We start from the raw sequence: 22,195 nt of genomic DNA, 5'->3' as shown, positions 1-22,195 counted from the left end.
GGTCAGGCGGACCATCCGCCGGCCGGCAGCGCGACGGACATCCGGAAGCCGAAGGCCTGCCACAGGGCCTCGGCCGGCGCCCCTGCCGGAACCGGATCCGAGCGCAGTTCCAGCACGGAGCCGATCCGCGAGACCAGCAGGACATTGCGGTGCCCGGTTTCCGGCGGCAGCACCACGGAGGCACCGCCGTAGACCCGCACCGCCAGCGGTGCGTCGTCGGCGCCGACGAACAGCGCGCGGCGGAATTCCTTCAGGTGCCGCAGGGCGATCAGCGCCTCGCCGTCCTCGAAATCCACCAGCGGCCGGTTGCCCGCGGTGGGTACGGGCCGGCCGGTGCCTTGGCCGTCCCGGGTCAGGGCACCGGTGATGCGGGTTGAGGATTCCCAGACGGCCGAGGTGGCCCCGGCTACCCGCAGGCTGCCGACGGCGGACTGGCGCGGGTTGAGCCTGACCAGCGGCCGGGCCCGGGTCAGCTCATGCAGCTGGCTCGTGTCCGGCGCCGGAAACAGCTGCGGCAGCCTGTCACCGGAGCGGGGAGGGCCGGCCGCCGGGGTGCCGGCCGGTGCCGCGGACGGGCGGGACAGGTTCAGCGGCACCGCGGCGGGCGCCGGTGACGCCGCGGGCGGCGTCGGGCGGGACAGGCTGAGCGCGGCCGACGCGCTGGCCGGTGCTTGGACCGGAGCCTGGGCGGGCGCAGCCGGCGCCGGTGCGGGGGCCGGGGCGGCCGGGCGGCCGAGGTCCAGCCCCGCCGAAACAGCCGGTGCCGCAGGTACGGCGGGCGCCGGGGGAGCCGGTGGCGGGACCAGGGGTGCGGCTGCCGCCGGCTGCGCCGCGGCGGGAGCTGCCGCGGCCGGCTTCAGGCGGCGGCGCAGGAAGGCAAGGTCGTGGCGGATCGCGGTCCTGTTCACTGCCATGGTGCTAGAGGGCAATCCGGAAGTCGTCCGCCACGCCGCGCAGGCCCGTGGTATAGCCCTGGCCGACGGCACGGAACTTCCAGCCGCCCGAGTGCCGGTACAGTTCCCCGAACACCATCGCATTGATGTTTTGTGCCGTCCCGGACGGGATCTCGAAGCGCAACAGCTCGCGGTTCTGCGGATCCGCCAGCCGGATGTAGGCATCGCGCACCGAGGCGAACGTGCCGGGCCCGCGCAGGTCCGGGTCGATGTAGACGATGAAGGTGATCTTGGCAACCGCCTCCGGCACCCCGGGCAGGTCGACGTCGATCTGTTCCTGGTCTTCGTCGCCGAGGAACTGCACCGAACCGTCGGGGGAGGCGATCTGGTTGAAGAAGACCATGTGCTCATCCGAGACCGCGCGGCCCGAACTGTCGCAGAGGATGGCCGCGGCCACCGGCTCGGTCTGCGGCCCCCGGGAGGGGATCACCGACCAGCCAAGACCGACCACCACGGTGGCCAGCTGCGGGTTCTCCGCCGTCAGGGCGGCATTGGCGCCGGCCACCATGGAGGCCATCAGTTGCCTCCCCGGGTCAGCATGGACGGCCCGAACTTGTCATCGAGGAATCGTGCGTAGGTGGACAACTCGGTGATCGCTCCGCTTCTTACTTGGTGGTTGAGGTCCTGGGCCGTGTCGAACAGGATGGTCAGCTGCTCGGCGAACATGGCGGTGGCCCGGGTTCCCTCGTCCCGGTCCTCCTCGCGCAGGGCCAGGTAGGCGTTCAGTGGGGTGGGGATGTAGTCCACGACCATCGCTTCGAGCAGTACGCGCTGCTCGGTGGAAGCGCCCTGCGCCTGGGCGTACTCGGCCAGCGGCTGCAGCACATCGTCAATCTGGCGCAGCTGGGAGGAAATGATCCCGGGCAGGTCGCGGCCGGCGGCGCGCACCGCCGACCGCAGCCGGTCCAGCGCCGCCGCCGTGCGGGCGTCGTCGTCGGGCTCCGGGGCAGGCTCCGGCCCGGCACCGTCCTCAGGGCGCGGGGTGCCGAACAGCGAACCGAAAAACCGTGCTACCAAACCGGATCAGTCCCGCCTACTGTTCCTCGGCCTGGCGGACGCGCTCCAGGTACGGCTTGGCCTTCTGAAGCCCGGCCTCCAGCGCGTGGACGGTGCCCTCCATGTTCTTCGCGGCCTGGGACCGGAAAGTGTCGATCGCATCCATGGTCTGGAAGACGTTGTCGAAGGCCTTCTGCAGGGTCTCCACACTGACGCCGGAGCTGGCGGCCTGCTGGTGGATGCGTGCGGTCTGGTCCTTCAGCATCTCGCTGGTCTTGAGGATCATGTTGTTCGTCGTGGTGTTGATCGCGTCGATCTGGTCCAGCACCATTTTCTGGTTGGCCAGTGCCTCGGCCACAATCACGGCGGTACGTAGCGCTGCAATGGTGGTGGTGCGCGCGCGGTCCACACCCTTGACCAGTTCGGTGTTGTTCTTGCGGATCAGGTCCATCGCCAGATAGCCCTGCACCGACACGGCCAGCTGGGTCAGGATGTCCTGGTGCCGCTGGCGCACCGGGAAGAGCACATCGGACTCGAGCTTCTGGGCATCGTCGAGGCGGCCCTGGGCGCGTGATTCGTCAATCTTGGCCACGCAGGCGTTGTCGATGGCCTGGGCGAACACGGCGTATTCGCTGAGCTTCTGCATGTTGTCCCAGAGCTGGACCTTCTCGTTGGCCAGCGCGGCGTTGTCCTTGAGCAGCGCGTCCTGGCCTGCCATCAGGGACTTGATGATGGCATCGAGCTGCTGCTGGGCGCTTTCGTAGCGCTGGAAGTACTTGGCCAGCTTGTTGCCGCCGGGGAGGAAACCCAGGATCTTGCGTCCCACGCTCAAGTGCTCGTTCGTGGGGGCCAGGTCCTCGACCGTGCTGCGCAGTTCGCCCAGGGTGCTGGCCACTGCGGCCTGGGCGCTGTTGCCGTTGCGCTTGGCACCGGCCACCGAGGTGGAGGAGCGCTCCAGCATCCGGCTGGAGAACGTGCCGGACTCGAGCATCTCGTCACGGCCGAGCTTGGCGATGCCGTCCACGCGCTGCGCGAAATCGGGACTGCGCGAATCCAGCTTGGCGACGTCGGCGATGAAAGCGGCGGCCTGCTGGTTGATTTCCTGCTGGCGTTCGGCGGGAACCGGCACCATGCCGGGGGCATCGTCCGGCTGGACCAGGGCCGGGGCCTCCGGGGCCTGCAGGACCAGGGTTCCCTCGGTGACATCCGGGGGAGTCAGGGGCGATGTCATGGTGTCTTCCTTCCGGTAAAAGCTGCGGGAGTGTTGCGAAACTGGTGCTGCGGGACCGGCGGGCCGGTCCCGCAGCAGTGTGGACCGGTTCTCAGCCCAGTTGCACGCCGAAGTCGGTGGCGATGCCGGCCAGGCCGGTGGCGTAGCCCTGGCCGACGGCGCGGAACTTCCATTCGCCGCTGTGCCGGTAGATCTCCGAGAAGATCATGGCCGTTTCGGGGGCCGCGTCCTCGCTGAGGTCGAAGCGGACGATCTCCTGCTCGGTGGCCTGGTTGACCACCCGGCAGTAGGCGCCGCGGACCTGACCGAAGTTCTGCCCCCGGGCCTCGGCCTGGTCGATGGAGACCACGAAGACCACGCGCTCCACGTCCGCGGCCACCGCGGACAGGTCCACCAGGATCGTTTCGTCGTCGCCGCCGCCTTCACCGGTGCGGTTGTCGCCTTCGTGCACCACGGAGCCGTCCGCGGCGGCACGCTGGTTGTAGAAAATGAAGTCCGCCGAGGAGCGGACCTTGCCGTTGGCCCCGAGCAGCAGGGCCGAGGCGTCCAGGTCGAATGCCTCCCCGGTGGTGGTCCGGGGATCCCAACCGAGGCCGACCACGGCCTTCTGCAGTCCGGGGTCCGTCTTGGTCAGGGAGAGGTTGCTGCCCTTGTCCAGGGTGAGGCCTGCCATTGATCAATTCCTTTGCTTCTGGGGATGGATGCTGACGGTAAGCGCGTCCCGCCTTCCCACTGCGTGGAGCGCCCCACTCAGCTAGCGCCGAGGGCCCGCTGCGAGCTTGCGAGCAGAGGGAAGGCGCGACGCGCTAGCTGAGCGCGATGCCGAAGTCCGTGGCGATCCCGTACAGGCCGCTGGCGTAGCCCTGGCCGACGGCCCGGAACTTCCACTCGCCGTCGCGGCGGTAGAGCTCCGAGAAGATCATCGCGGTTTCGGACGCGGCGTCTTCGCTGAGATCGAAGCGGACGATCTCCTGCTCGGTTTCCTGGTTGAGCACGCGGCAGTAGGCGTCGCGCACCTGGCCGAAGTTCTGCCCGCGTGCGTCCGCCTGGTCGATCGAAACGGCGATCACAATGCGCTCGACGTCGGCGGCGACCAGGCCCAGGTCGATCAGGATCTGCTCGTCGTCGCCGTCGCCCTCGCCGGTCCGGTTGTCGCCCTGGTGCACGACCGAGCCGTCCGGGGTGGCGAGCTGGTTGTAGAAGATGAAGTCGTCCTGGGAACGGACCTTGCCGTTGGCCCCCAGCAGCAGGGCCGAAGCGTCCAGGTCGAACGCAGCGCCGCTGGTGGTGCGCGGGTCCCAGCCGAGCCCGACCATGGCTTGGCGCAGCCCGGGATCCGCCTTGGTCAGGGACAGGTTGGCGCCCTTGCCAAGTGTCAGTGATGCCATTTATTCATTCCCTTCGTTTAGAGCACCCGGGCTGCCGGGGCGATCAGGTCCTTGACCGTGCGGCCGGTGGCCCGCTCGCCAATGGCCTGGAAGGTCCAGCCGGCGCCCTGGCGGGAAACCTTGGCCATGATCATGGCGGTGTGGCTGCCCGAGTCGGTGAGCTGGAAGCGGGCCACCTCGGGGCTTCCCGGAGCGGAATCGTCCAGCAGCCGGGTGAACGCGTTGGCCACCTTGTCGAAGGTCTGGCCGCTGTAGCTGCTGATCACGAACACGAGGTGGGCCACCGAGGGGGAGACCGCCGGCAGGTCCACCAGGATGGTCTCGTCGTCGCCGTCGCCCTCGCCGGTGAGGTTGTCACCGGTGTGCTGCGTGGAGCCGTCCTGGCTCTTGAGCTGGTTGAAGAAGACGACATCCAGCGCCTTGCCGGCGGCGTCGAACAGGATCGCCGAGGCGTCCAGGTCCACCTCCACGCTCTTGAGGCCGCCAAAGAGGCCGCGCTTGGCGGGCGCCGCCGCATCCCAGCCCAGGCCGAGCCGGACCTTGGTCAGGGAATTACCGTCGCTCTTGGTCAGGGACAGGGACTGGCCCTTCTGCAGGCTCAATGCCATGGTTTTCCTCTTTCCTATTTGGTTGCTGCGGTGAGTGCTTCGGCATGCTCGGTCGCGGCCAGGCGCTTGTTCCGGCGGACGGAGCTGAGGAACGCGGCCAGGATGAAGACCACGCCGATCAGGCCGGTGATGACCTCGTTGACCTCGACGCTGATGGTGATCAGCAGGATCGCGGCCAGGGCGCCGATGGCCCAGTGCGCGCCGTGGTCCAGGTAGACGTACTCGTCCAGGGTGCCCTGGCGGACCAGGAACACGGTCAGCGAGCGGACGAACATCGCCCCGATCAGGCCCAGGCCCAGGGCGATGATGATCGGGTCGGCGGTGATCGCGAACGCGCCGATCACCCCGTCGAAGGAGAACGAGGCGTCGATGACCTCCAGGTAGAGGAAGAGCATGAACGCGGCCTTGCCGACCACCTTCGCGGCCGGGTTCGGGCCGGCGTCCCGGGCGGCGACCGCGGCGGTGTCCTCGGCGTCGGTATCCTCGTCCCCGTCGACGTCGAACAGGTCGCCCAGGGCGGTGACCAGGAAGTAGGTGACCAGCCCGGCGATGCCGGCGACCAGCACGGTGACGGTGTGCTCGGCGGCCAGGTTGGCGATCAGCAGCAGCGCCAGCAGGCCCACGATGAACGAGGCGCCGTTGAGCCGGCCGATCTTGGCGATCGGCTTCTCCAGCCAGTGCAGCCAGTGGATGTCCTTGTCCTCGAACATGAAGTCCAGGAACAGCATCAGCAGGAACATCCCGCCGAACGCGGCGATCTGCGGGTGGGCCTCATGCAGCAGGTAGGCGTAGGTGCCCGGGGTGTGCGGGTCGCCCTTCTCCAGGGCCAGGGTCACCGCCTCGACCGGGTTCAGCTGCGCGGTGACGCCCACGATCAGCAGCGGGAACACGATCCGCATGCCGAACACGGCGATCACGATGCCCACGGTCAAAAACATCTTCTGCCAGAACGGGCTCATCCGCTCCAGGATCCGCGCGTTCACCACGGCGTTGTCGAAGCTGAGGCTGACCTCGAGCACGCCCAGGATGGCGCACAGGATCAGCGCGGTCGGTCCCCCGTACAGGAAGGCCACAACCAAGGCAATGGCGGTGATGGCCAGGGACCAGCCGAAGGTCTTGAAAAACACGCCTAGGGTACTCCTTTGGGTGCCGTTTCCCCACGGGGCAGTTGCTCCGGGAGAAACCGGTAGTCGGTGGCGCCCAATAGGTGGTCTTCCCCCCGAGACGCTCTTAGTTAACACCCTAACGGCTGGACCGACAGGTTTGTTTCCATCCGGCGCGCCGGGACCTACGCGCTGTCGCCGGGCCAACTCCGGCGCTGCGTTTCCAGCCCGCTGATCAGGCCCTCCAGTCCCAGCCGGAAGGCCGCGTCCGCTGTCCGCGAACCGGTGCCACCCTCACCGCGCTGCCGGGCCCGCACCGCGGCAGTGAATTTCGGATTGGCGTCGGCCAGTTCCCCGGATTCAAAGATGTCCTCCGGCGCCGTGACGTCATAGGCGGAGCCGAAAATGAAGGATTCCAGCGCCACGATGGCCGGGACGATCAGCGGCTGCGGCCAGTCGGCGGCCAGGAACCCGGCGGTGAGTTCTTCATACATGGCCAGGGTGCGCGGGGCACCGGTCACCGGCAGCACGGCGATGACCGGAATCAGCGGGGTGTGGTGGCTGAAGACGTCCCGGTAGGACCAGGCCCAGCGGCGGACCGCCTCCGCCCACGGCACGGTACCGAAGCCCGAGACGTCCACACCGGACATGACATGGTCCTGGACCAGCACCAGGACGTCATGTTTGGAGGTCACATGGTTGTACAGCGCCGAGGGGGCGACGCCGAGCTTGCGGGCCAGTCCCGACATGGTCAGCGCTTCGTAGCCGCCGGCGGCGATGAGCTTGAGCGCCGCGAGGGTAATGCCCTCCTTGGACAGGATCTTCTGCGCAGGGCGTCCAGCGGGACGGTTTTTCCGGGGCGCTGCCTCGGCTGTCATCGGGTTGCTCCTCGCAATCTCCGGCGGTGGGCACTGTTTCCCTATCCTATGCACGCCGCCGGAACGGCAGTGCGTCCGGCCGCGGCGATTCGCCGCAGCCGGACGCACTGACCCGGACGCTCAGTGCCCCGGGACTGCTGGCAGCTCTGTGCCTGCCGGTTCAGTTGTCGTCGGTGTCGGGAGCGAAGACGTCGGCGTAGCCCATCCGCCGGATAATGCTCCAGACCGAGCCGGCCACAACGGCCAGGGTGGCCGCAACCGCAATGCCCGCGCCGTAGATCTTCAGCAGCGTGGCAACGGGGGAGATGAGGCCGATCTGGGGGGCATCGGCCCAGAAAATCGCGAACCAGAATCCGAAGGTCAGGCCAAGGACCCACAGCGGCAGGCGCAGGTCGGCTGCTTTGGCCCGGCGGTGCAGGCCCTGCACCGCTGTTTTAATCCGCCCGGGCAGGTCCTTGTTGCCGCGGTTGCCACCATGCGCAAGAGCTTGCGATGACATGACTGCTTTCTTCCTCCAAAACTGGTGCTGACGGTTCGTAATCCGGGTACGCCAAAGGCGCCCGTAAGGGCGGATAGGGGGTTTGGTGAACCTCAGGTTCCGGGTAGGTGCCTCGAAGGCCGGGGTTCTGAACTCCATCTTAGTTCTCGCTGAATTGGCTCCGGCACAGGAACCAGCTGCCACAATTGTGATTTTCGGCACATTCGTCCGGGTTCCTGTCCGACGGCGTCTGCCGCCGGGGTTAAAGTTCGCGGATGCGTGCCAGCGGACCGGGGACCGGAGGCGGCGCCGGCCGGCGTGAAACCGCCGCCGCGGCCAGCCACCACAGGGATTCACAGACCCACAGCAGCAGCTGTCCAACCCAGGTGGCCAGCAGCACGGGACCTAGCAGGCAGGTGGCCGCAGCCAGGACGGCGACGACGGCCCAGTCCCGCGCCCACAGGGCCGAAACGGCCGCCGCTGCGGCCAGCGCCACCGCCGCGGACAGTGGGTTTCCGGTGGTGGCCCAGAGGAGGATGCCGGCGGCCAGAGCGAGGGCGCCGGCGGCGATGCAGGCTGCCATCAGCTTGCCCCGTAGGCGCGTGTGCATCCACTGGTTCTGCGCCGACACTGCCGCCCACATCAGACGGGCCCGCAGTTGTGCCACGCCCGTATCCAGCAGGGCCAGCCGGAATTCCTCATCGAAGATCCGCCGCTGGGCCAGTGCCGCCGCGGCCGGGAGCAGGGCGGTTTCGGTCATGCGCTGGTCGTGCAGCAGGGCCGGCGCACTCTGCCGTCCATAGCTGGCCACGAGCCCCCACATGAAGGTCGGGACGGAGGCCAGATCGGATGAGTTGCCCGCCGGGCCGCGGGCGAGGTCGTGGGCGTGGACCGTCACGACGCCGGTGCCGTCCGGATGGCTGTAGTAGATCGGTTCCGCGAGCTGGAACAGCCGCCGGGTCCGCTGCACAAGGTGGATGGCGGTCAGCGGCTGAGTCGCGGCGGCGTCCTGGTGGAAGGGCATGCAGCCAGTCTGGCACCGGCTCCTGCACGGCGGGCAGGGCCGGACGGTCCCGGCATGCCTATCCACTATCTGCTGGGGCGGTGGAGCGGCATGTGGTCGCCGTCAGTCGCAATGGAAGCGGACCGCGCTGCTCACGTTCCAGTCGTCATCGCCGCTGTAGCTGACTGCCCGGTAAGTCCGGTCGCAGCGCAGGCCGTCATCGCGGATGGCGAAGTCCCCGTCATCATCGGTTCGGGCGCTGAACTCATCGACGACGCGGTTCTGCGACTCATTGATAATCCAGATCTGGACGCGGTGCGCCTCGTAGCCTTCGCCCCTGACGCGATAGTCGCCGTCGTCGAAAATGCGCAGGGTGAGATCTGCATCGCCCCAGCCCTGGCTCGCAGCCGTGCTGGCGCTGGCCGGTGGCGCGACGCCGATGGTGGCCAGAAGTCCCAGTACCGCGCCCGTGGTCATCAACCACAGGCGCCACCTCAGTGCAGGTTTCATGGCGCCAACTGCTTCTGTGATTCCAGGTGGCCTGGACGCGGAGCGCGCGTCCTCCTCATGCTCGGCGAGCGGCGTTGGCGGGCCACCGGCGTCTTGTCGCCGCTGCCGCTCATTGGTGCCGGACAAATTCCAAGGCGCCCCGGAGGATCCATGCCTCCGGCGCCTCACAACGTGCCCCTGCGGTGTGGTTTTGGAGTGGTTACAGCGTAGTGGACGCAGGCCGCTCCCGTATACCCCGGAACAGGCAGCGGCCCGGGGTGTACGGGAGCGGCCTGCGCGTGGAGCCGGCCCCAAACACTACAAGGCCCGGTAAGGCTCAGGTCCGGGCGGTCCTGCGCTTCCTGCCGCTGGAATCGAGCAGCAGCGCGAGCGCGATGCCGAGCATCCACACGTCCTTGGCCACGGGCGTGCCCTCCGGCGTGGGGCGGATGCCGTCCGGCTGGGTCATCCCGGGGGTCTTCAGGTACATCGCCAGCAGCGAACCGGAGAATCCGGCCAGCGCCAGCCCGGCGATCCTGCTGGGCACGAACGGCGCGAGCAGGAGGCTGCCCACAGTCATCTCCCCGTAGCTGAGCAGCTTGCCGAACTTCACCGGATCCAGGTCTTTGACCTGCGGGAACACCTGGCCAGCCATGGACTGCATGCCCGCCGCAGAATCCGGGTCCAGCTCCATTTTGCCGATGCCGGCGTTGAGGATGAAGGCGCCGGTGGCCAGGCGGAGGGGAACGTGACTGAGCTTCATGGGAGGTCCTTCCGGAATCGGTAGGTAGTGCCATTTAGAGCGTACGGCCGCGGCCCACCGGCGGCTACTGGTCCGGGCCCCGCTGGTCTAGGACCGCAGTGCCTTGGCCACCCTGGCCACGGCGTGCCCGCCGGCCCAGAGCACCGGCACCAGGCAGACCAGCACCGCCAGGGGATTCGGGCGGAACACGGCCCGGCACCTCCGGCCGGGGGCCAGCACGCCGACCGGAATGACGATGCCGCCGCCTCCTCCGCCGCTGCCTTCGGCGGCCTGCGGCTTGCCCTTGCGCGCGGCCCCGCCGTCGTCAGCGCCGTGCTTGTCCTCGTCGTCGGCATGCCCCTGCCCGCCGCCGAAACCGTACTGCACCAGGGCCACCGGGACCACGGTCTCGTCGCCGAGCCGCACCGGTTCCCCGAAGGACCTGGCCACGCCGAAGGATTTGAACTGCTCGGCCAGCTGCACCGGCAGGATGGGCAAATGACTCGCTGCGCCATGTTCGGTCATGGCTCCACCATAGCGGGGCAGACCCGTCGTGTCGCCGGTGTCCGGCGGCGGCCCCTCCCGGCCGGTTTTCCGGGCGGCGTAACCGTGGTCATGAACCGCCCGGCAGGACCGTACTATGGTGCTACCCGGCCGCAGAAGCCGGCGGAACCGCGGCGTCCGGACGAGATCCCGGGCTGAGCCGTGCCCTGAACGCTATGAGGAAGTGGTGTAACGCGCGTGCTAGACCAGTCGACCATTGAGAAGATTGCGGATGAGCTGGTGGAGGCCGGCCGGACCCGCACTCCCGTCCCGCGCCTGACCGCCCGCTATCCGGAGATGACGGTCGAGGACTCCTACCAGGTGCAGAACCTGTGGCGCAAGCGCAGCGAGGAGAACGGCCGCACCCTGGTCGGGCGCAAGATCGGGCTGACCTCCCGTGCCATGCAGATGGCCACCGGCATCACCGAGCCGGACTACGGGATCATTTTCGACGACATGGTGCTGGAAAACGGCTGCACGGTGAAGTGGGACCGGTACACCCACCCGCGCATCGAGGTGGAGCTGGCCTTCAAGCTCGGCAAGGACATCACCGGCCCGAACGCCACCATCTTCGACGTCCTGGACGCCACCGAGTACGTGGTGCCTGCGCTGGAGATCCTGGACTCGCGCATCGAGATGGAGGGCCGCACCATCGTGGACACCATCTCCGACAACGCGGCGATGGGCGCGATGGTCATCGGCGGCAATCCGGTGCGCCCGTCCGACGTGGACCTGCGCTGGATCGCCGCGATCCTGTACAAGAACCAGACGGTGGAGGAGACCGGCGTCGGCGCCGGCGTGCTCAACCACCCGGCCGCCGGCGTGTACTGGCTGGCCAACAAGATCTCCGCCCACGGGGACGGGCTCAAGGCCGGGGAAATCATCCTGGCCGGCTCCTTCACCCGCCCGATGTGGGTGTACGAGGGCGACACCGTGGTGGCCGACTACGGACAGCTGGGGACGGTCACATGCCGTTTCGAGTAGACCCGCCGAAGTCCTTCAAGGACCACTTCGCCGGCGCCGGGCGCACCGTCGCGGGCATGTTCGTCTGCTCCGGGGACGCCGGCGTGGCCGAAATCTGCGCCGGCGCCGGCCTGGACTACCTGCTCATCGACGCCGAGCACGGCCCGATGGGCCTGGAGTCCGTGCTCGCGCAGCTGCGCGCGGTGGCCGGCTACCCCACGACGGCGGTGGTCCGGGTGCCGTTCAACGACCCGGTGCTGATCAAGCAGTTCCTGGATTTGGGCGCGCAGTCGCTGATCGTGCCGATGGTCAACACCGCCGCGCAGGCCCGCGAGGCGGTGGCTGCCGTGCACTATCCGCCGCGCGGCATCCGCGGCGTCGGCTCGGCGCTGGCCCGTTCGGCCCGCTGGAACCGGGTGCCGGACTACCTGAACCGGGCCGGGGAGTTCATCACCCTGGTGGTCCAGATCGAGTCCGCCGAAGCGGTGGAGAACGCGGCGGAGATTGCCGCCGTCGACGGCATCGACGGCGTGTTCATCGGTCCCTCGGACCTGGCCGCCACGATGGGCCTGCTGGGCCAGCAGGAGCACCCGGACGTGGTCGACGCCGTCATCCGCACCATCAAGGCGGTCAAGGCCGCCGGCAAGTTCGCCGGGGTCAATGCCTTCGTCGAGGCCCAGGCCCGCCGCTACATCGACGCGGGTGCGGACTTCGTCAACGTCGGCGCGGACGTGGCCCTGCTGGCGCGCGGCACCGAGGCGCTGGCGGCCAAGTTCATTGCCGCCGGGCAGGACGCCAAGCCCGCGGGCACACCGGCCAGCTACTGACCGGACCCGGCGGGCCCCGCAGTGTGCCGGGGCCCGCCGGCTCAGTGCTGCCGGGCGTGTGCCTCCATATTCCGGACCCGGCGCTTGATCTCGATCGCCTTCGCGTAGTACCCCACCAGCTGTTCGCACAGCACCGGCCAGGTCCGGCCCTGCACCGCCTGGCAGGCGGCCCGGCCGAAGGCCTGGCGCTTGATATCGTCGCCGACCAGGTCCAGCACCCGCGCCCGCAGTTCGTCCAGCCGGCCCGGCCGGTAGGTCCAGCCGGTGCGCGAGGGATCCACCAGGTCCAGCGGCCCGCCGCGGCCGACGGCGACCACCGGCACTCCGGAGGCATAGGCTTCCTGGATGGTCTGGCAGAAGGTTTCGGACTCGCCGGGGTGGACGAACAGGTCCAGCGACGCCATCGTCCGGGCCAACTGCTCCCCGCCCTGGAAGCCGGCGAAGTGCGCCCCCGGCAGCTTCGCCTGCAGCATCTGCTTCAGCGGGCCGGAGCCGACGATCACCAGCTTGGTGCCCGGGATGTCCGCCAGCACGGCCAGGTCCTCCACCTGCTTCTCGGCCGCCAGCCGGCCAACATAGCCGATGATGCGCTCGCCGCGCGGTGCCACCGAAGCCCGCCACGCGCCGTCGTACTTGGCCGGGGAGAAACGCACCGTGTCCACTCCGCGCCGCCACAGGTGTACACGCTGGATCCCGCGGGAGTGCAGTTGTTCCAGCGCGAAACTGGACGGGGCCAGCGTGAGCGTGGACAGCTGGTGGATGTTCTCCACCCGCTGCCAGAGCAGCTGCTCCAGCCAGGGCAGGCCGTAGCGTGCGGCATAGGCCGGAATCTCGGTCTGGTAGATGGACACCACCGGGATGCCGAGCTGGTGGGCGGCCTGGACGGCGCGCCAGCCGAGGATGAACGGCGAAGCCACATGCACCACGTCGGGGGCGAAATCGGCCAGCAGCCGGCGGACCCGGGCCACGGTGCCGGCGGCCACACGGACGCTGGGGTAGCCGCGCAGCGGGATCGAGGGCAGCCGCAGCACCGGGTAACCCTCGACGGCGGACGGCGCCTCATCGTCGAGCCAGGACGAGGTCGGGGCAATGATCCTGACTTCGTCCCCGCGCCGGCGCAGGTGCGCAATGACCTGCAGCAGGGAATGGGTGACCCCGTTCATATGGGGCAGGAAGGACTCGGCAACCACAGCAATCCGCACCTCTTTACCGTGGCCGACGACGGCGGACACCGGGGGAGCGCACCGTGTCCCGCCGGTGAACGGCGGGCGAAGACTTGCGGCAGCCGGTGGCTCTGGCCGGGGCAAAGCCATCGCGGTAGCGTGGGGACGAACCGGCCCGCGCCCGGTGTGCGGGATGGACGTCCACGGACAGGAGACCCCGATGAAAGCACTGACCTGGCAGGGAAAGCGGCACCTGAGCGTGGAAGAGGTGCCGGATCCGCAGATCCAGGAACCCACCGACGCCATCATCCGTGTCACCTCCACCGCCATCTGTGGTTCGGACCTGCACCTGTACGAACTGCTCACCCCCTTCCTGCACAAGGGCGACATCCTCGGCCACGAACCGATGGGGATTGTCGAGGAGGTCGGCTCCGAGGTCTCCGGGATCAAGCCCGGGGACCGGATTGTGGTGCCCTTCAACGTCGCCTGCGGCAACTGCTACATGTGCGGGCTGGGCCTGCAGTCCCAGTGCGAAACCACGCAGAACCGGGACCAGGGCACAGGCGCCTCGCTGTTCGGCTACACCGAGCTCTACGGCTCCATTCCGGGCGGCCAGGCCGAATACCTCCGGGTGCCCTTCGCCGACTACGCGGCGGTCAAGGTCGCCAATCCCGACGCCGACGACGAGCGCTACCTGTTCCTTTCCGACATCCTGCCTACCGCCTGGCAGGCGGTGGACTATGCTAACGTACCCGGCGGGGGAACGCTGGCCGTGCTCGGACTGGGCCCGGTGGGCCAGTTCTGCACGCGCATCGGCAAGCACCTCGGGTTCCGGGTGATCGGCGTGGACGGCGTCCGGGAACGCCGCGAAATGGCCGAGCGGCACGGCATCGCCACGCTGGACTGGGGCGGCCAATGCGCCGAGGACATACGCAGCATGACCGGCGGCCGGGGGCCGGACGCGGTGATCGACGCCGTCGGTATGGAAGCGCACGGCTCGCCCGGTGCCGCCACCGCCCAGGCCGCCGTCGGGCTGCTGCCGCCGCCGCTGGCGAAGACTGCCATCAAGACGGCTGGCCTGGACCGGCTCTCGGCACTGCACACCGCCATCGACGCCGTCCGTCGCGGCGGGACCATTTCAGTGTCCGGCGTCTATGGCGGCCATGCCGACCCGATGCCGCTGATGACCATGTTCGACAAACAACTCCAGCTGCGGATGGGTCAGTGCAACGTCAAGCACTGGATCAGTGATCTGCTGCCCTTGGTCGAGGACGACGCGGATCCGCTGGGCATCGGCGACCTGGTCACGCACCGGGCGCCGCTGGCGGATGCGCCGGCGATGTACGAGAAGTTCCAGAAGAAGGAAGACGGCTGCATCAAGGTGGTGCTGACGCCGTAGCTCCAACAGCCCGGACCGGGACTGGCATTTATTTTTAAATCGGGTATGGTCTTTAGGACCTAAGGAATTTCATGTTGAGCTAAGGAGCTGGAATGTCCGGAAAGTCCCCGCAGAGTTCGAATGTCAAGAAACAGGGCAAATCCATCAAGGAAAAGCGCGCGGACAAGCGCGCGAAGGCAGTTGTGGAGAACGAATTGGCCCCCAAGCGCCGCAAGGATGCCCTCCGCTAGGACAGCTGCGGACCGCGAATAAAAACGCGGAACAAAAAGGCTGGCGGAAATCCGGATTGTATCCGCGATGGTATTTTCCGCGTTGATTATCCGTGTTCAATTTCCGCCTCGGGCGGCCGGTTTCTAAATAAAGGAACCGGCCGCCCTCTTTATTGTCTTGATCGGTGGCTAATTGCACCGGAGACGTCGGCGGCCGGCACGATTAACCGGCCCAGCCTGCCAGCCAGGAACGAAGCAGTCCGTTGAGGTGCGAGGGCTCGGCCAGCGGGATCCCGTGGGCTGCCCCGTCGACGGTTGCGAAGCGGGCGTCAGGCAGTTCCCTGCTCAGCTTTTCCATACACCGGACAAGTGTGCGCTGTTCCTTCGAGCCAGCCACCAGCAAGGCAGGCCGGGAGGAGTGGAGGAAGGCGGCGGGGACAACGAAGGAGAAGTTGGCGGTCAGCAGGTTCTTCAGCGTCCTGTTCGAGAGGGAGCGGGACAGCGCAAAGTACCGGTCGAAATCTTCGTCGGGAATGGATAGCTGCCTGGCCTGCGCGCGGGCGAATGCCCTATGCCGCGCCAGCGGGGCAGCCCACGCCGCTGCAGCGCCAAGCAGTGCGGCACCCCTCAGCGGTTGCACGAGCGAGCTCACCACCGCCGTTGCGGTGATGCGTTGCGGATAGGCCGCCGCGAGTTCCATGGCGACCTGGCCGCCAGCCGAAAAGCCGATGGCGGCCACGCCGCCCCTGAGGGTGTCGAGGCCGGTCTGCCGGGCGATGGACCGTGCAGCCGCGGCGTGCGTGGTGTAGGTATCGGTCCCGGACGGGTCATGACCGGGCAGGACCGGCGTATGAACCTGGAAACCGTCGGCGAAGGCCTCCAGTTGCCGTCGCCACATCCACGGTCCGACACCCCCGCCATGAATGAAGACGAGATGCGAAGGGTGGGGACGCGTTGTCGAATCGTTCACGCGGCCATTCTGTCAAGGCTCGCCGCCGTTTCGGTGCCGGGATGCTTTGGCCGCGTCGGTCAGCCGTCCCGGAGACATCGGGTGGCACCATGGAAAAGATGAAACTCAAACGGCGCCTGGGGCAGGCGGAGCTGCCCATGCCCCTGTGGCTGCAGGGCGGCTTCGAATTCTTCCAATGCGCCCTGTTGTCCGCGCTCGTGGTGGTGCTGCCGCTGGTCGGCGTCTGGTTCGCCGACGGCTTCAAGGACCGCACCTTCGAATCGCTCGGCCGCCTGGCCGGACAGGCCTGGCTGCTGATCCACGGCGTGCCGCTGCAGCTGCGCCCGTCCGACGGCAGCGGTCCGGACGGCCTCAGCGGCACACTGTCCCTGGTCCCGCTGGGCCTGACCTTGATTCCGTTCTTTCTGTCCTGGCGCGCCGGCCGCCGCCTGGCGCGGGCCTCCTATACCGACCAGCTATGGCAGGCGCTGCTGGGCGCGCTGACTGTTTATGCCCTCGTCGGCGCGGCCACGGCCTATCTGGTCCGCACCGACGAGGTGGAGGTATCGGTGCTGGCCGGGGCACTGATCCCACTGGCCGCGGCGGGCTCCGGGCTGCTGGTCGGCGCCTACCGCGAGGCCGGTTCGTGGGCACGGCTGATCGGTGTCGACGCCGCTGCCTGGGTGCGCCGGACCAGCCAGCATTCCCGCTGGGCCGGCTCCTACCTCTGGGCAGTCATCCGCGCCGGGCTGCTGGCCATCGCCGCCGCAGTCTGCCTCTCCGCCGTCCTGCTTGCCGCCACCATCGCCATCCACTGGGCCGAAATCGTGGAGATTTACGAAAAGCTCGATCCCGGCGTCGTCGGCGGATCGGTGCTGACGGTGGTGCAGTTGGGCCTGGTCCCGAACTTCGTCGGCTGGACGCTGGCCTGGGCTTCCGGGGCGGGCTTCGCCATCGGGGCGGGCAGTTCGCTGACACCGCTGGCCACCACGGTGGGACCGTTGCCCTCGGTGCCGGTCCTGGGCGCTCTGCCCACCGGGGAACTGTCCTTCGGCCTGGCCGCGCTGATGCTGCCCGTGCTGGCCGGCGTGCTGGCCGGCTGGTGGTTCGTGCGGGAGGGCGAAAACCACTTCGACGAATGGCTGGCGATCAAGGTCCGCGCGCGCTGGTTCACCGCAACGGTGTCCACGCTGTTCCTGGGCATGCTGGTCGGTTCCGTCACCGGCTGCTGCGCCGCACTGGCAGCCTGGCTGACCAACGGCTCCCTGGGCATCGGCCGGCTCGTGGATATCGGGCCGGATCCCTGGCAGGCGGCCCTGTGGGTGGCGGCCGAAGCCGCCGTCGGCGTCGTTATCGGTGCCGCCGCCGGGCCGTGGCTCGAGCGCGAACCGCGCCGCCGGCGCGGCACCAAGGCTGGATCCCGGCGTCGTACTAAGGTCTGAGGACGTTGCTCAGGTCCTGAAGATGCTGCTGGTACTCGACCATGCACCTTTCCTGGGCCGAGCGGGTCAGGGCCGACCGGACGCACTGCTCGTATTCGGCCGTCATCGGCCAGAAAGCCACCTGCGCCAGGGAAATGACCATCAGGAACAGGGACGTCACCAGGCCGACGACGAAGATTGCGCGCAGATTGCCCGACGCCTTCATCCGCAGCGCCCGGGTGAGCCCGATGATCGCCACCACGGCGGCCGCGATTCCTAGGACCGGGGAGGCGACCTTCCACGGCAGCGGCAGCGCATGGGCCAGCAGCGTGGCCAGCACCAGAAGCAGCAGCATGCGCAGATACAACCGCGTGGAACTCTGCTGTTCTGCCGTGGGCTGCGGCTGGGTCTGTTCGCGCATGGGTTTAAGCCTAACCGCCGAGGGCCCCGTCGCGAGCCCGCGGGCTAAGCGAGCAGCAGGGGTACCCGCGCGCGAAGCGTGTGGGGAGGCTGCGAACGGGGAGGCGGTTGGGCGGTAGGCGAGGCTCAGCCCTAAAGTTGAACCCATGCGCATTGTGGTTCTCGTTTCCGGTTCAGGCACCAACCTCCAGGCCGTCATCGACGCGGTCAAGGCGGGGGAGCTGGACCTGGAGATCGCCGCCGTGGGCTCCGATGTGCCCGGCTGCCTCGGCCTCAAGCGCGCCGCCGACGCCGGCATCGCCACTTTCACGGTGCCGCCCGCAGACTACCCGGACCGGTCGGAATGGAACCGTGCGCTCCAGGCCGCCGTGCTCGGGCACGCGCCGGATGCGGTGCTGCTGGCCGGCTTCATGCGCATCCTCGATGCCGAATTCGTCGCCGCATTCGAGGGCCGGATGGTCAACACCCATCCTGCGCTGCTGCCGTCCTTCCCCGGTGCCCACGGGGTCCGGGACGCGCTCCGGCACGGCGTAAAAGTCACCGGGGTGACGGTGCACCTGGTCGATTCCGGCGTGGACACCGGCCCGATCCTGGCCCAGGCGGCGGTGCCCGTGCTGGACGGGGACACCGAGGAAGAGCTGCACGAGCGGATCAAGGTGGAGGAGCGGAAACTGCTCGTCCAGACGCTGCGCGCGCTGTCGTCGTCCCGCTGAGCCGACAGTCCGGCCGCGCCGGGTGAAAGGCTCAGGCCGGCTGCCGGGCTTTGGGGTCCGGGCCGGATCGACCGTGGTGGCGAACAGGTGGGATGCGGTGGCCGGAGCGGCGCGGTGGTGCCAGCCGAGCCAATCACCGGGACTGTCGAACCCGACACACGTTGCCGGGGTTTTCTGGTGCCTCCTTCCGCAGGGCGCGGCCCATGGCCTGGGCTTCCCGGGCATGATGGCCAACTGGGTGGCCGGTACGTACGATGAAGGAGGTTCCAGAATTCGGAGCGGGCGCCTTGGTGCGGAAACTGCCGTCCTTGCCCGCCGTAGGAGTGGCCGCCATGCATATCGCTTTCATCTGTTTGCCGGCCGCGGGCCACGTGAACCCGACGCTGCCGGTCGTTTCAGAGCTGGTCCGTCGAGGCCACCGGGTCACCTATGCCACCTCCGAGAAGTATGCGAAGGCAGTTGAATCTACCGGCGCCGCCTTTGTTCCCAGCGGGGAGGATTTAGCCGCCCACTTCACCCGGCGCGTGTCTTCCCCCGAGGGCGGACCGGCGCAGTCACCCATGTCGGGGATGTTCGGCGGAATGATGTCCGGACTGCTGGAGCGGATGCTTGAGGGAGCCAGGCGGGAATTCCCCGCGCTGCTCGCCCGCCTGGCAGAGGACCCGCCGGACGCGGTGTGTTACGACGCCATGACCTTGTCGGGGAAGATGGCGGCCGCGAAGCTTGCTCTGCCCGATGTTGCGCTCCTGCCGACCTATGCCGCTAATGAACATTTCTCGATGAGGGAGCTGATGCCGGGCCAGCCGCCGGCAGGCATGCTCGCGGCCTGGCAGAAGATTAGTGAAGAGCTCAATGATTTCGCCGCCGGGCAGGGCCTGGGGCACCTCCAGTTCATGGGAGGCCCCCCTGCGTCGTTGAACATCTCCTTCATCCCGAGGGAATTCCAGCCCGCGGGAGAAACCTTCGATGCCAGGTTCCACTTCGTCGGCCCGTGCCTCGGCCCGCGGGGTGATGTGGATGCCTGGCAACCCCGGGCGACGGACACGCCGCTGGTGTTCATCTCGTTGGGCACTACCCCGTTAAATGACCAGCCGGACTTCTTCCGGATGTGCCTGGAAGGATTCGCAGGCACCCGCTGGCAGGTGGCCATGGCCATCGGAGAATACGTCGAGGCATCCGAGCTGGGGCACATCCCGAGCAATATCGACGTACGCCCCTTCTTTCCGCAGCTCGACGTCCTGCGCCACGCCGCCGTCTTTCTTTCCCACACCGGGATGAATTCGACCATGGAGGCGCTGTACTTCGCCGTACCGCTGGTCGCCTTCCCGTTGCAGCCCGAACAGGAAGCCAACGCCCGGCGGATCCAGGACCTCGGACTTGGCCGGCGCCTCGCCCGGGAAGGGCTCACCCCCGGTCTGATCCGGCAAACGGTCATCGAGGTTGGCGGCGACCAGGTGATCCGGGGGAACCTTAAGGCAATGAGCAAAAGCGTCCGCGGTTCCGGGGGAGCCCGCGCGGCTGCCGACGCCATCGAAGACTATCTGCTGAACCAGGTTCCGCAGGTCTAGGCTCCTGCCGGGCCACCGTAATGAGCGGATGTACCAAGACAGCGCAGAGGGGCTGGCGTCCTTCACCTACTACTACTTCGACGCGAAGAACTATGCGCTGCAGACCGGCGACGCCCGGCTGCTGCGCGGCATCGCCCAGGGGTGCGCATCGTGCCTGGCCGAGGCTGACGCCATCGAGACGGTTTACGACGGCGGCGGCTGGATCGTCGGCGGCCAGCCCAAGGCACTGAACGTCGTCCCGGTCGGGAAACAGGACAAGAAGGGTGTCCTCAGCGCCCTCGTGCCGTTCATGGAGGATGCTGGCACCACCATGGCCAAGGGTGGAAAGCTCGTCGACTCGGAGGAATGGGATCCGGACGGGACGGTGCTGACGGTCAAGGCCAAGTATGCGCACGGCGCGTGGCAGATGCTCTCCATCAAGGAAACCCCGGACGCGCAGCTGCCCCGGTAAGGCACGCCAACACGACGGCGTCCCGCGAAGCATGCCCAGGCATGTCGGCGGGGCGCCGCCGCCGTTCCGGGTCAGCCGGCGGTACAAGCTGCCCAGCATCTGCCCGCGATACGTGGGCACATGCAATACCTGCCCCACAGCGGAGCCGCATGAGTGGGCGGCAATGAGCAGGCACTCTAGTGCAGCACCGTTCCCTTGGTTTCCGGCGCGAAGCGGGCCATCCACAGCACCGACAGGACCACCAGCACCCCGGCGATCGCGAAGGACCAGGCCAGGCCCAGGTTCGGCCACATGAAGGAGACGAAGATCAGCGGGCCGAAGCCGGCGCCGATCCGCGAGAAGGTGGACGCCCAGCCAAAGCCGGAGCCGCGCAGCGCCGTCGGATACAGCTCGGAGACATAGGCGTACAGCACCGGGATGGCAATCTGCACCACGAACCCGTACACCAGCAGCCAGAAGACGACGGCCGCGGGCACTTCGAGCACCAGGGCGACCACAACCAGGATCAGCGCCGACAGCGGGCCGGTGATCGCCAGGATCCACTTGCGTCCGGTTTTTTCCACCAGGAACGCGGCGACGACGACGCCGAGGATTCCGACGGCGGCCATGCCCGCCGTCGTCAGGAAGGCGCGGACCGATTCGAAGCCGGCCCCGATCAGGATCCGGGGCATCCAGGTCAGCGCCAGATAGTAGACCAGCAGGATGCTGAAGAACAGGGCCCAGGCCGCCGCGGTGATCTTCCAGTTGAACTTCCAAACGTCGCTGAACTTGACGAAGATGTTGCCGAAGGAAAGCTTGGGCGCCTGCTCCGGCTCCGGCAGGCGCCATGCCTGCACGGTGCCGCCGGTGCGTTCGACCAGGCCGTCGATGACGCGCCTGGCCTCCTCGGTCCGGCCCTTGCTGACCAGGTAGAGCGGGGATTCGGGCACCGAGCGCCGGACCCAGAACACCAGCAGGGCGGGCAGCACCATGATCAGCATGGTCCAGCGCCAGTCCGCCACGGTGGCCATGACGCCGGCGGAGACGAAGCCGCACAGGGCGGCGCCCACCGGCCACCAGCCGTCCATGGCAGTGAGGACCCGGCCGCGCTGCCGGCGCGGGGTGAACTCGCCTACCAAGGCGTAGTCCACCGGCACACAGCCGCCGAGGCCGAAGCCGGCAATGAACCGGAAGACGCAGAACCACACGATGTCCGGGGCGAGGGCGCCGCAGACGGTGAAGATGGAGAAGACCAGCAGTGTGGCAGTGAAGGCCACGCGGCGTCCGATCACGTCCGCGATGGAGCCCCAGACGAAAGCGCCGACGGCCATGCCGATCAGGTTCGCGGTGCCGATCCAGGCCGCCTGCGCCGGCGCCAGGTCCCAGTGGTCGGAGAGCAGCGGGATGAGCACGCCGTTGAGGGTGACGTCCCAGGCGTCGAACATAAAGCCCAGACCGCCGATCAGGAAGATTTTGCCCTGGACCTTCCAACGCCAGGGCAGGTCCTGGACAATCTGGTCGCCCGAGGGCAGCTGCTGGGTCTCGGTCATGGCGGCCTTCCCGGCTGGAGGACAGGGGCGGGGGAGCGGGCGGCTGCGCGGCGCGCCGACGGCGCGGGCGGGCCTGCGCGGTCCCTCAGGAAAACTCTACTGCCGGTGCCCGGCTGGTCCCTCCGGCGGCCGGCGGCCGCGGGTGTTCTAAACTGATCACATCCCACCCTT

Annotated in this window: 26 protein-coding genes; 8 read left to right on the top strand and 18 right to left on the bottom strand. The window is 68.2% G+C overall.

Annotation, left to right across the window (positions count from 1 at the left end):
- Positions 1 to 2: 2 nt before the first annotated feature.
- From LVY72_RS02160 to LVY72_RS02095, 14 genes are all read right to left on the bottom strand, one after another.
- Entirely contained in the window at positions 3 to 914 is a 912-nt protein-coding gene (locus LVY72_RS02160) for a hypothetical protein (RefSeq protein WP_237817800.1), read from the bottom strand.
- A gap of 4 nt (positions 915 to 918) precedes the next feature.
- Positions 919 to 1,470, bottom strand: a complete 552-nt coding sequence (locus LVY72_RS02155) for a TerD family protein (protein WP_237817799.1) — start codon at positions 1,468 to 1,470, stop codon at positions 919 to 921.
- On the bottom strand, positions 1,470 to 1,970 hold the full coding sequence (locus LVY72_RS02150) for a hypothetical protein (RefSeq protein WP_237817798.1): 501 nt from the start codon (positions 1,968 to 1,970) through the stop codon (positions 1,470 to 1,472). The genes LVY72_RS02155 and LVY72_RS02150 overlap by 1 nt, the downstream gene beginning before the upstream one ends.
- Positions 1,971 to 1,986: 16 nt before the next feature.
- Entirely contained in the window at positions 1,987 to 3,180 is a 1,194-nt protein-coding gene (locus LVY72_RS02145) for a toxic anion resistance protein (RefSeq protein ID WP_237817797.1), read from the bottom strand.
- 91 nt (positions 3,181 to 3,271) lie between these two features.
- On the bottom strand, positions 3,272 to 3,853 hold the full coding sequence (locus LVY72_RS02140; protein ID WP_237817796.1) for a TerD family protein: 582 nt from the start codon (positions 3,851 to 3,853) through the stop codon (positions 3,272 to 3,274).
- Between the two features lie 133 nt (positions 3,854 to 3,986).
- Positions 3,987 to 4,568: a TerD family protein gene (locus tag LVY72_RS02135; protein WP_237817795.1), complete on the bottom strand. Its 582-nt coding sequence runs from the start codon at positions 4,566 to 4,568 to the stop codon at positions 3,987 to 3,989.
- A 17-nt stretch (positions 4,569 to 4,585) separates the two neighbouring features.
- Positions 4,586 to 5,176 (bottom strand): TerD family protein, encoded by a 591-nt coding sequence (locus tag LVY72_RS02130; protein WP_237817794.1) that lies wholly within the window; start codon positions 5,174 to 5,176, stop codon positions 4,586 to 4,588.
- 14 nt (positions 5,177 to 5,190) lie between these two features.
- Positions 5,191 to 6,303: a DUF475 domain-containing protein gene (locus LVY72_RS02125; protein WP_237817793.1), complete on the bottom strand. Its 1,113-nt coding sequence runs from the start codon at positions 6,301 to 6,303 to the stop codon at positions 5,191 to 5,193.
- Between the two features lie 161 nt (positions 6,304 to 6,464).
- Positions 6,465 to 7,157 carry a TetR/AcrR family transcriptional regulator gene (locus LVY72_RS02120; protein ID WP_237817792.1) on the bottom strand — a complete coding sequence of 231 codons (693 nt, stop codon included), beginning with the start codon at positions 7,155 to 7,157 and terminating at the stop codon, positions 6,465 to 6,467.
- Positions 7,158 to 7,317: 160 nt separating this feature from the next.
- Positions 7,318 to 7,656, bottom strand: a complete 339-nt coding sequence (locus tag LVY72_RS02115; protein ID WP_237817791.1) for a hypothetical protein — start codon at positions 7,654 to 7,656, stop codon at positions 7,318 to 7,320.
- Positions 7,657 to 7,897: 241 nt separating this feature from the next.
- Complete coding sequence (locus tag LVY72_RS02110; RefSeq protein WP_237817790.1) at positions 7,898 to 8,659, bottom strand: DUF1353 domain-containing protein; 762 nt, start codon at positions 8,657 to 8,659, stop codon at positions 7,898 to 7,900.
- Positions 8,660 to 8,761: 102 nt separating this feature from the next.
- Positions 8,762 to 9,148 (bottom strand): hypothetical protein, encoded by a 387-nt coding sequence (locus tag LVY72_RS02105; RefSeq protein WP_237817789.1) that lies wholly within the window; start codon positions 9,146 to 9,148, stop codon positions 8,762 to 8,764.
- Between the two features lie 316 nt (positions 9,149 to 9,464).
- Positions 9,465 to 9,890 (bottom strand): hypothetical protein, encoded by a 426-nt coding sequence (locus LVY72_RS02100; RefSeq protein ID WP_237817788.1) that lies wholly within the window; start codon positions 9,888 to 9,890, stop codon positions 9,465 to 9,467.
- A gap of 87 nt (positions 9,891 to 9,977) precedes the next feature.
- The gene (locus tag LVY72_RS02095) at positions 9,978 to 10,394 is read right to left on the bottom strand and encodes a GerW family sporulation protein (protein ID WP_237817787.1); all 417 of its coding nucleotides are present in this window, start codon (positions 10,392 to 10,394) and stop codon (positions 9,978 to 9,980) included.
- A 216-nt stretch (positions 10,395 to 10,610) separates the two neighbouring features.
- Between LVY72_RS02095 and hpaH the strand changes: the two genes are divergently transcribed.
- Both hpaH and LVY72_RS02085 read left to right on the top strand, forming a co-directional pair.
- Positions 10,611 to 11,396 (top strand): 2-oxo-hept-4-ene-1,7-dioate hydratase, encoded by a 786-nt coding sequence (gene hpaH, locus LVY72_RS02090; RefSeq protein WP_237817786.1) that lies wholly within the window; start codon positions 10,611 to 10,613, stop codon positions 11,394 to 11,396.
- Positions 11,381 to 12,202, top strand: a complete 822-nt coding sequence (locus LVY72_RS02085) for an HpcH/HpaI aldolase family protein (protein ID WP_237817785.1) — start codon at positions 11,381 to 11,383, stop codon at positions 12,200 to 12,202. The genes hpaH and LVY72_RS02085 overlap by 16 nt, the downstream gene beginning before the upstream one ends.
- A 41-nt stretch (positions 12,203 to 12,243) precedes the next feature.
- Here the strand turns inward: LVY72_RS02085 and LVY72_RS02080 are convergent, their stop codons facing one another.
- Entirely contained in the window at positions 12,244 to 13,404 is a 1,161-nt protein-coding gene (locus LVY72_RS02080) for a glycosyltransferase family 4 protein (protein WP_237818161.1), read from the bottom strand.
- 181 nt (positions 13,405 to 13,585) lie between these two features.
- Here LVY72_RS02080 and LVY72_RS02075 point away from each other — a divergent pair, with 181 nt between their 5' ends.
- A complete protein-coding gene (locus tag LVY72_RS02075; RefSeq protein ID WP_237817784.1) occupies positions 13,586 to 14,764 on the top strand; it encodes a zinc-dependent alcohol dehydrogenase in 1,179 nt (392 codons plus the stop codon).
- Between the two features lie 92 nt (positions 14,765 to 14,856).
- Positions 14,857 to 14,994 carry a hypothetical protein gene (locus tag LVY72_RS02070; protein WP_237817783.1) on the top strand — a complete coding sequence of 46 codons (138 nt, stop codon included), beginning with the start codon at positions 14,857 to 14,859 and terminating at the stop codon, positions 14,992 to 14,994.
- A 202-nt stretch (positions 14,995 to 15,196) separates the two neighbouring features.
- Here LVY72_RS02070 and LVY72_RS02065 read toward each other — a convergent pair whose 3' ends face one another.
- Positions 15,197 to 15,943, bottom strand: a complete 747-nt coding sequence (locus tag LVY72_RS02065) for an alpha/beta fold hydrolase (RefSeq protein ID WP_237817782.1) — start codon at positions 15,941 to 15,943, stop codon at positions 15,197 to 15,199.
- A 98-nt stretch (positions 15,944 to 16,041) separates the two neighbouring features.
- On the opposite strand from LVY72_RS02065, the gene LVY72_RS02060 reads away from it, so the two are divergent.
- Complete coding sequence (locus tag LVY72_RS02060; protein ID WP_237818160.1) at positions 16,042 to 17,364, top strand: cell division protein PerM; 1,323 nt, start codon at positions 16,042 to 16,044, stop codon at positions 17,362 to 17,364.
- On the opposite strand, the gene LVY72_RS02055 is transcribed toward LVY72_RS02060, so the two are convergent.
- A complete protein-coding gene (locus LVY72_RS02055; RefSeq protein ID WP_237817781.1) occupies positions 17,354 to 17,764 on the bottom strand; it encodes a hypothetical protein in 411 nt (136 codons plus the stop codon). The two genes, LVY72_RS02060 and LVY72_RS02055, sit on opposite strands and share 11 nt — an antisense overlap.
- 145 nt (positions 17,765 to 17,909) lie before the next feature.
- Here LVY72_RS02055 and purN point away from each other — a divergent pair, with 145 nt between their 5' ends.
- The 3 genes from purN to LVY72_RS02040 all read left to right on the top strand — a co-directional run bounded on the left by purN (position 17,910) and on the right by LVY72_RS02040 (position 20,495).
- Complete coding sequence (purN, locus tag LVY72_RS02050) at positions 17,910 to 18,476, top strand: phosphoribosylglycinamide formyltransferase (RefSeq protein ID WP_237817780.1); 567 nt, start codon at positions 17,910 to 17,912, stop codon at positions 18,474 to 18,476.
- Between the two features lie 332 nt (positions 18,477 to 18,808).
- The gene (locus LVY72_RS02045) at positions 18,809 to 20,044 is read left to right on the top strand and encodes a macrolide family glycosyltransferase (RefSeq protein ID WP_237817779.1); all 1,236 of its coding nucleotides are present in this window, start codon (positions 18,809 to 18,811) and stop codon (positions 20,042 to 20,044) included.
- 28 nt (positions 20,045 to 20,072) lie between these two features.
- Entirely contained in the window at positions 20,073 to 20,495 is a 423-nt protein-coding gene (locus tag LVY72_RS02040; protein WP_237817778.1) for a DUF6318 family protein, read from the top strand.
- Between the two features lie 176 nt (positions 20,496 to 20,671).
- Here LVY72_RS02040 and LVY72_RS02035 read toward each other — a convergent pair whose 3' ends face one another.
- On the bottom strand, positions 20,672 to 22,024 hold the full coding sequence (locus tag LVY72_RS02035) for an MFS transporter (RefSeq protein WP_237817777.1): 1,353 nt from the start codon (positions 22,022 to 22,024) through the stop codon (positions 20,672 to 20,674).
- Between the last annotated feature and the right edge of the window lie 171 nt (positions 22,025 to 22,195).

It is taken from the genome of Arthrobacter hankyongi (genome assembly GCF_022012395.1).
Taxonomy (GTDB): domain Bacteria; phylum Actinomycetota; class Actinomycetes; order Actinomycetales; family Micrococcaceae; genus Crystallibacter; species Crystallibacter hankyongi.
The sequence above is the reverse complement of the archived record's forward strand: the minus strand, read 5'-3'. Positions and strand labels throughout refer to the sequence as shown.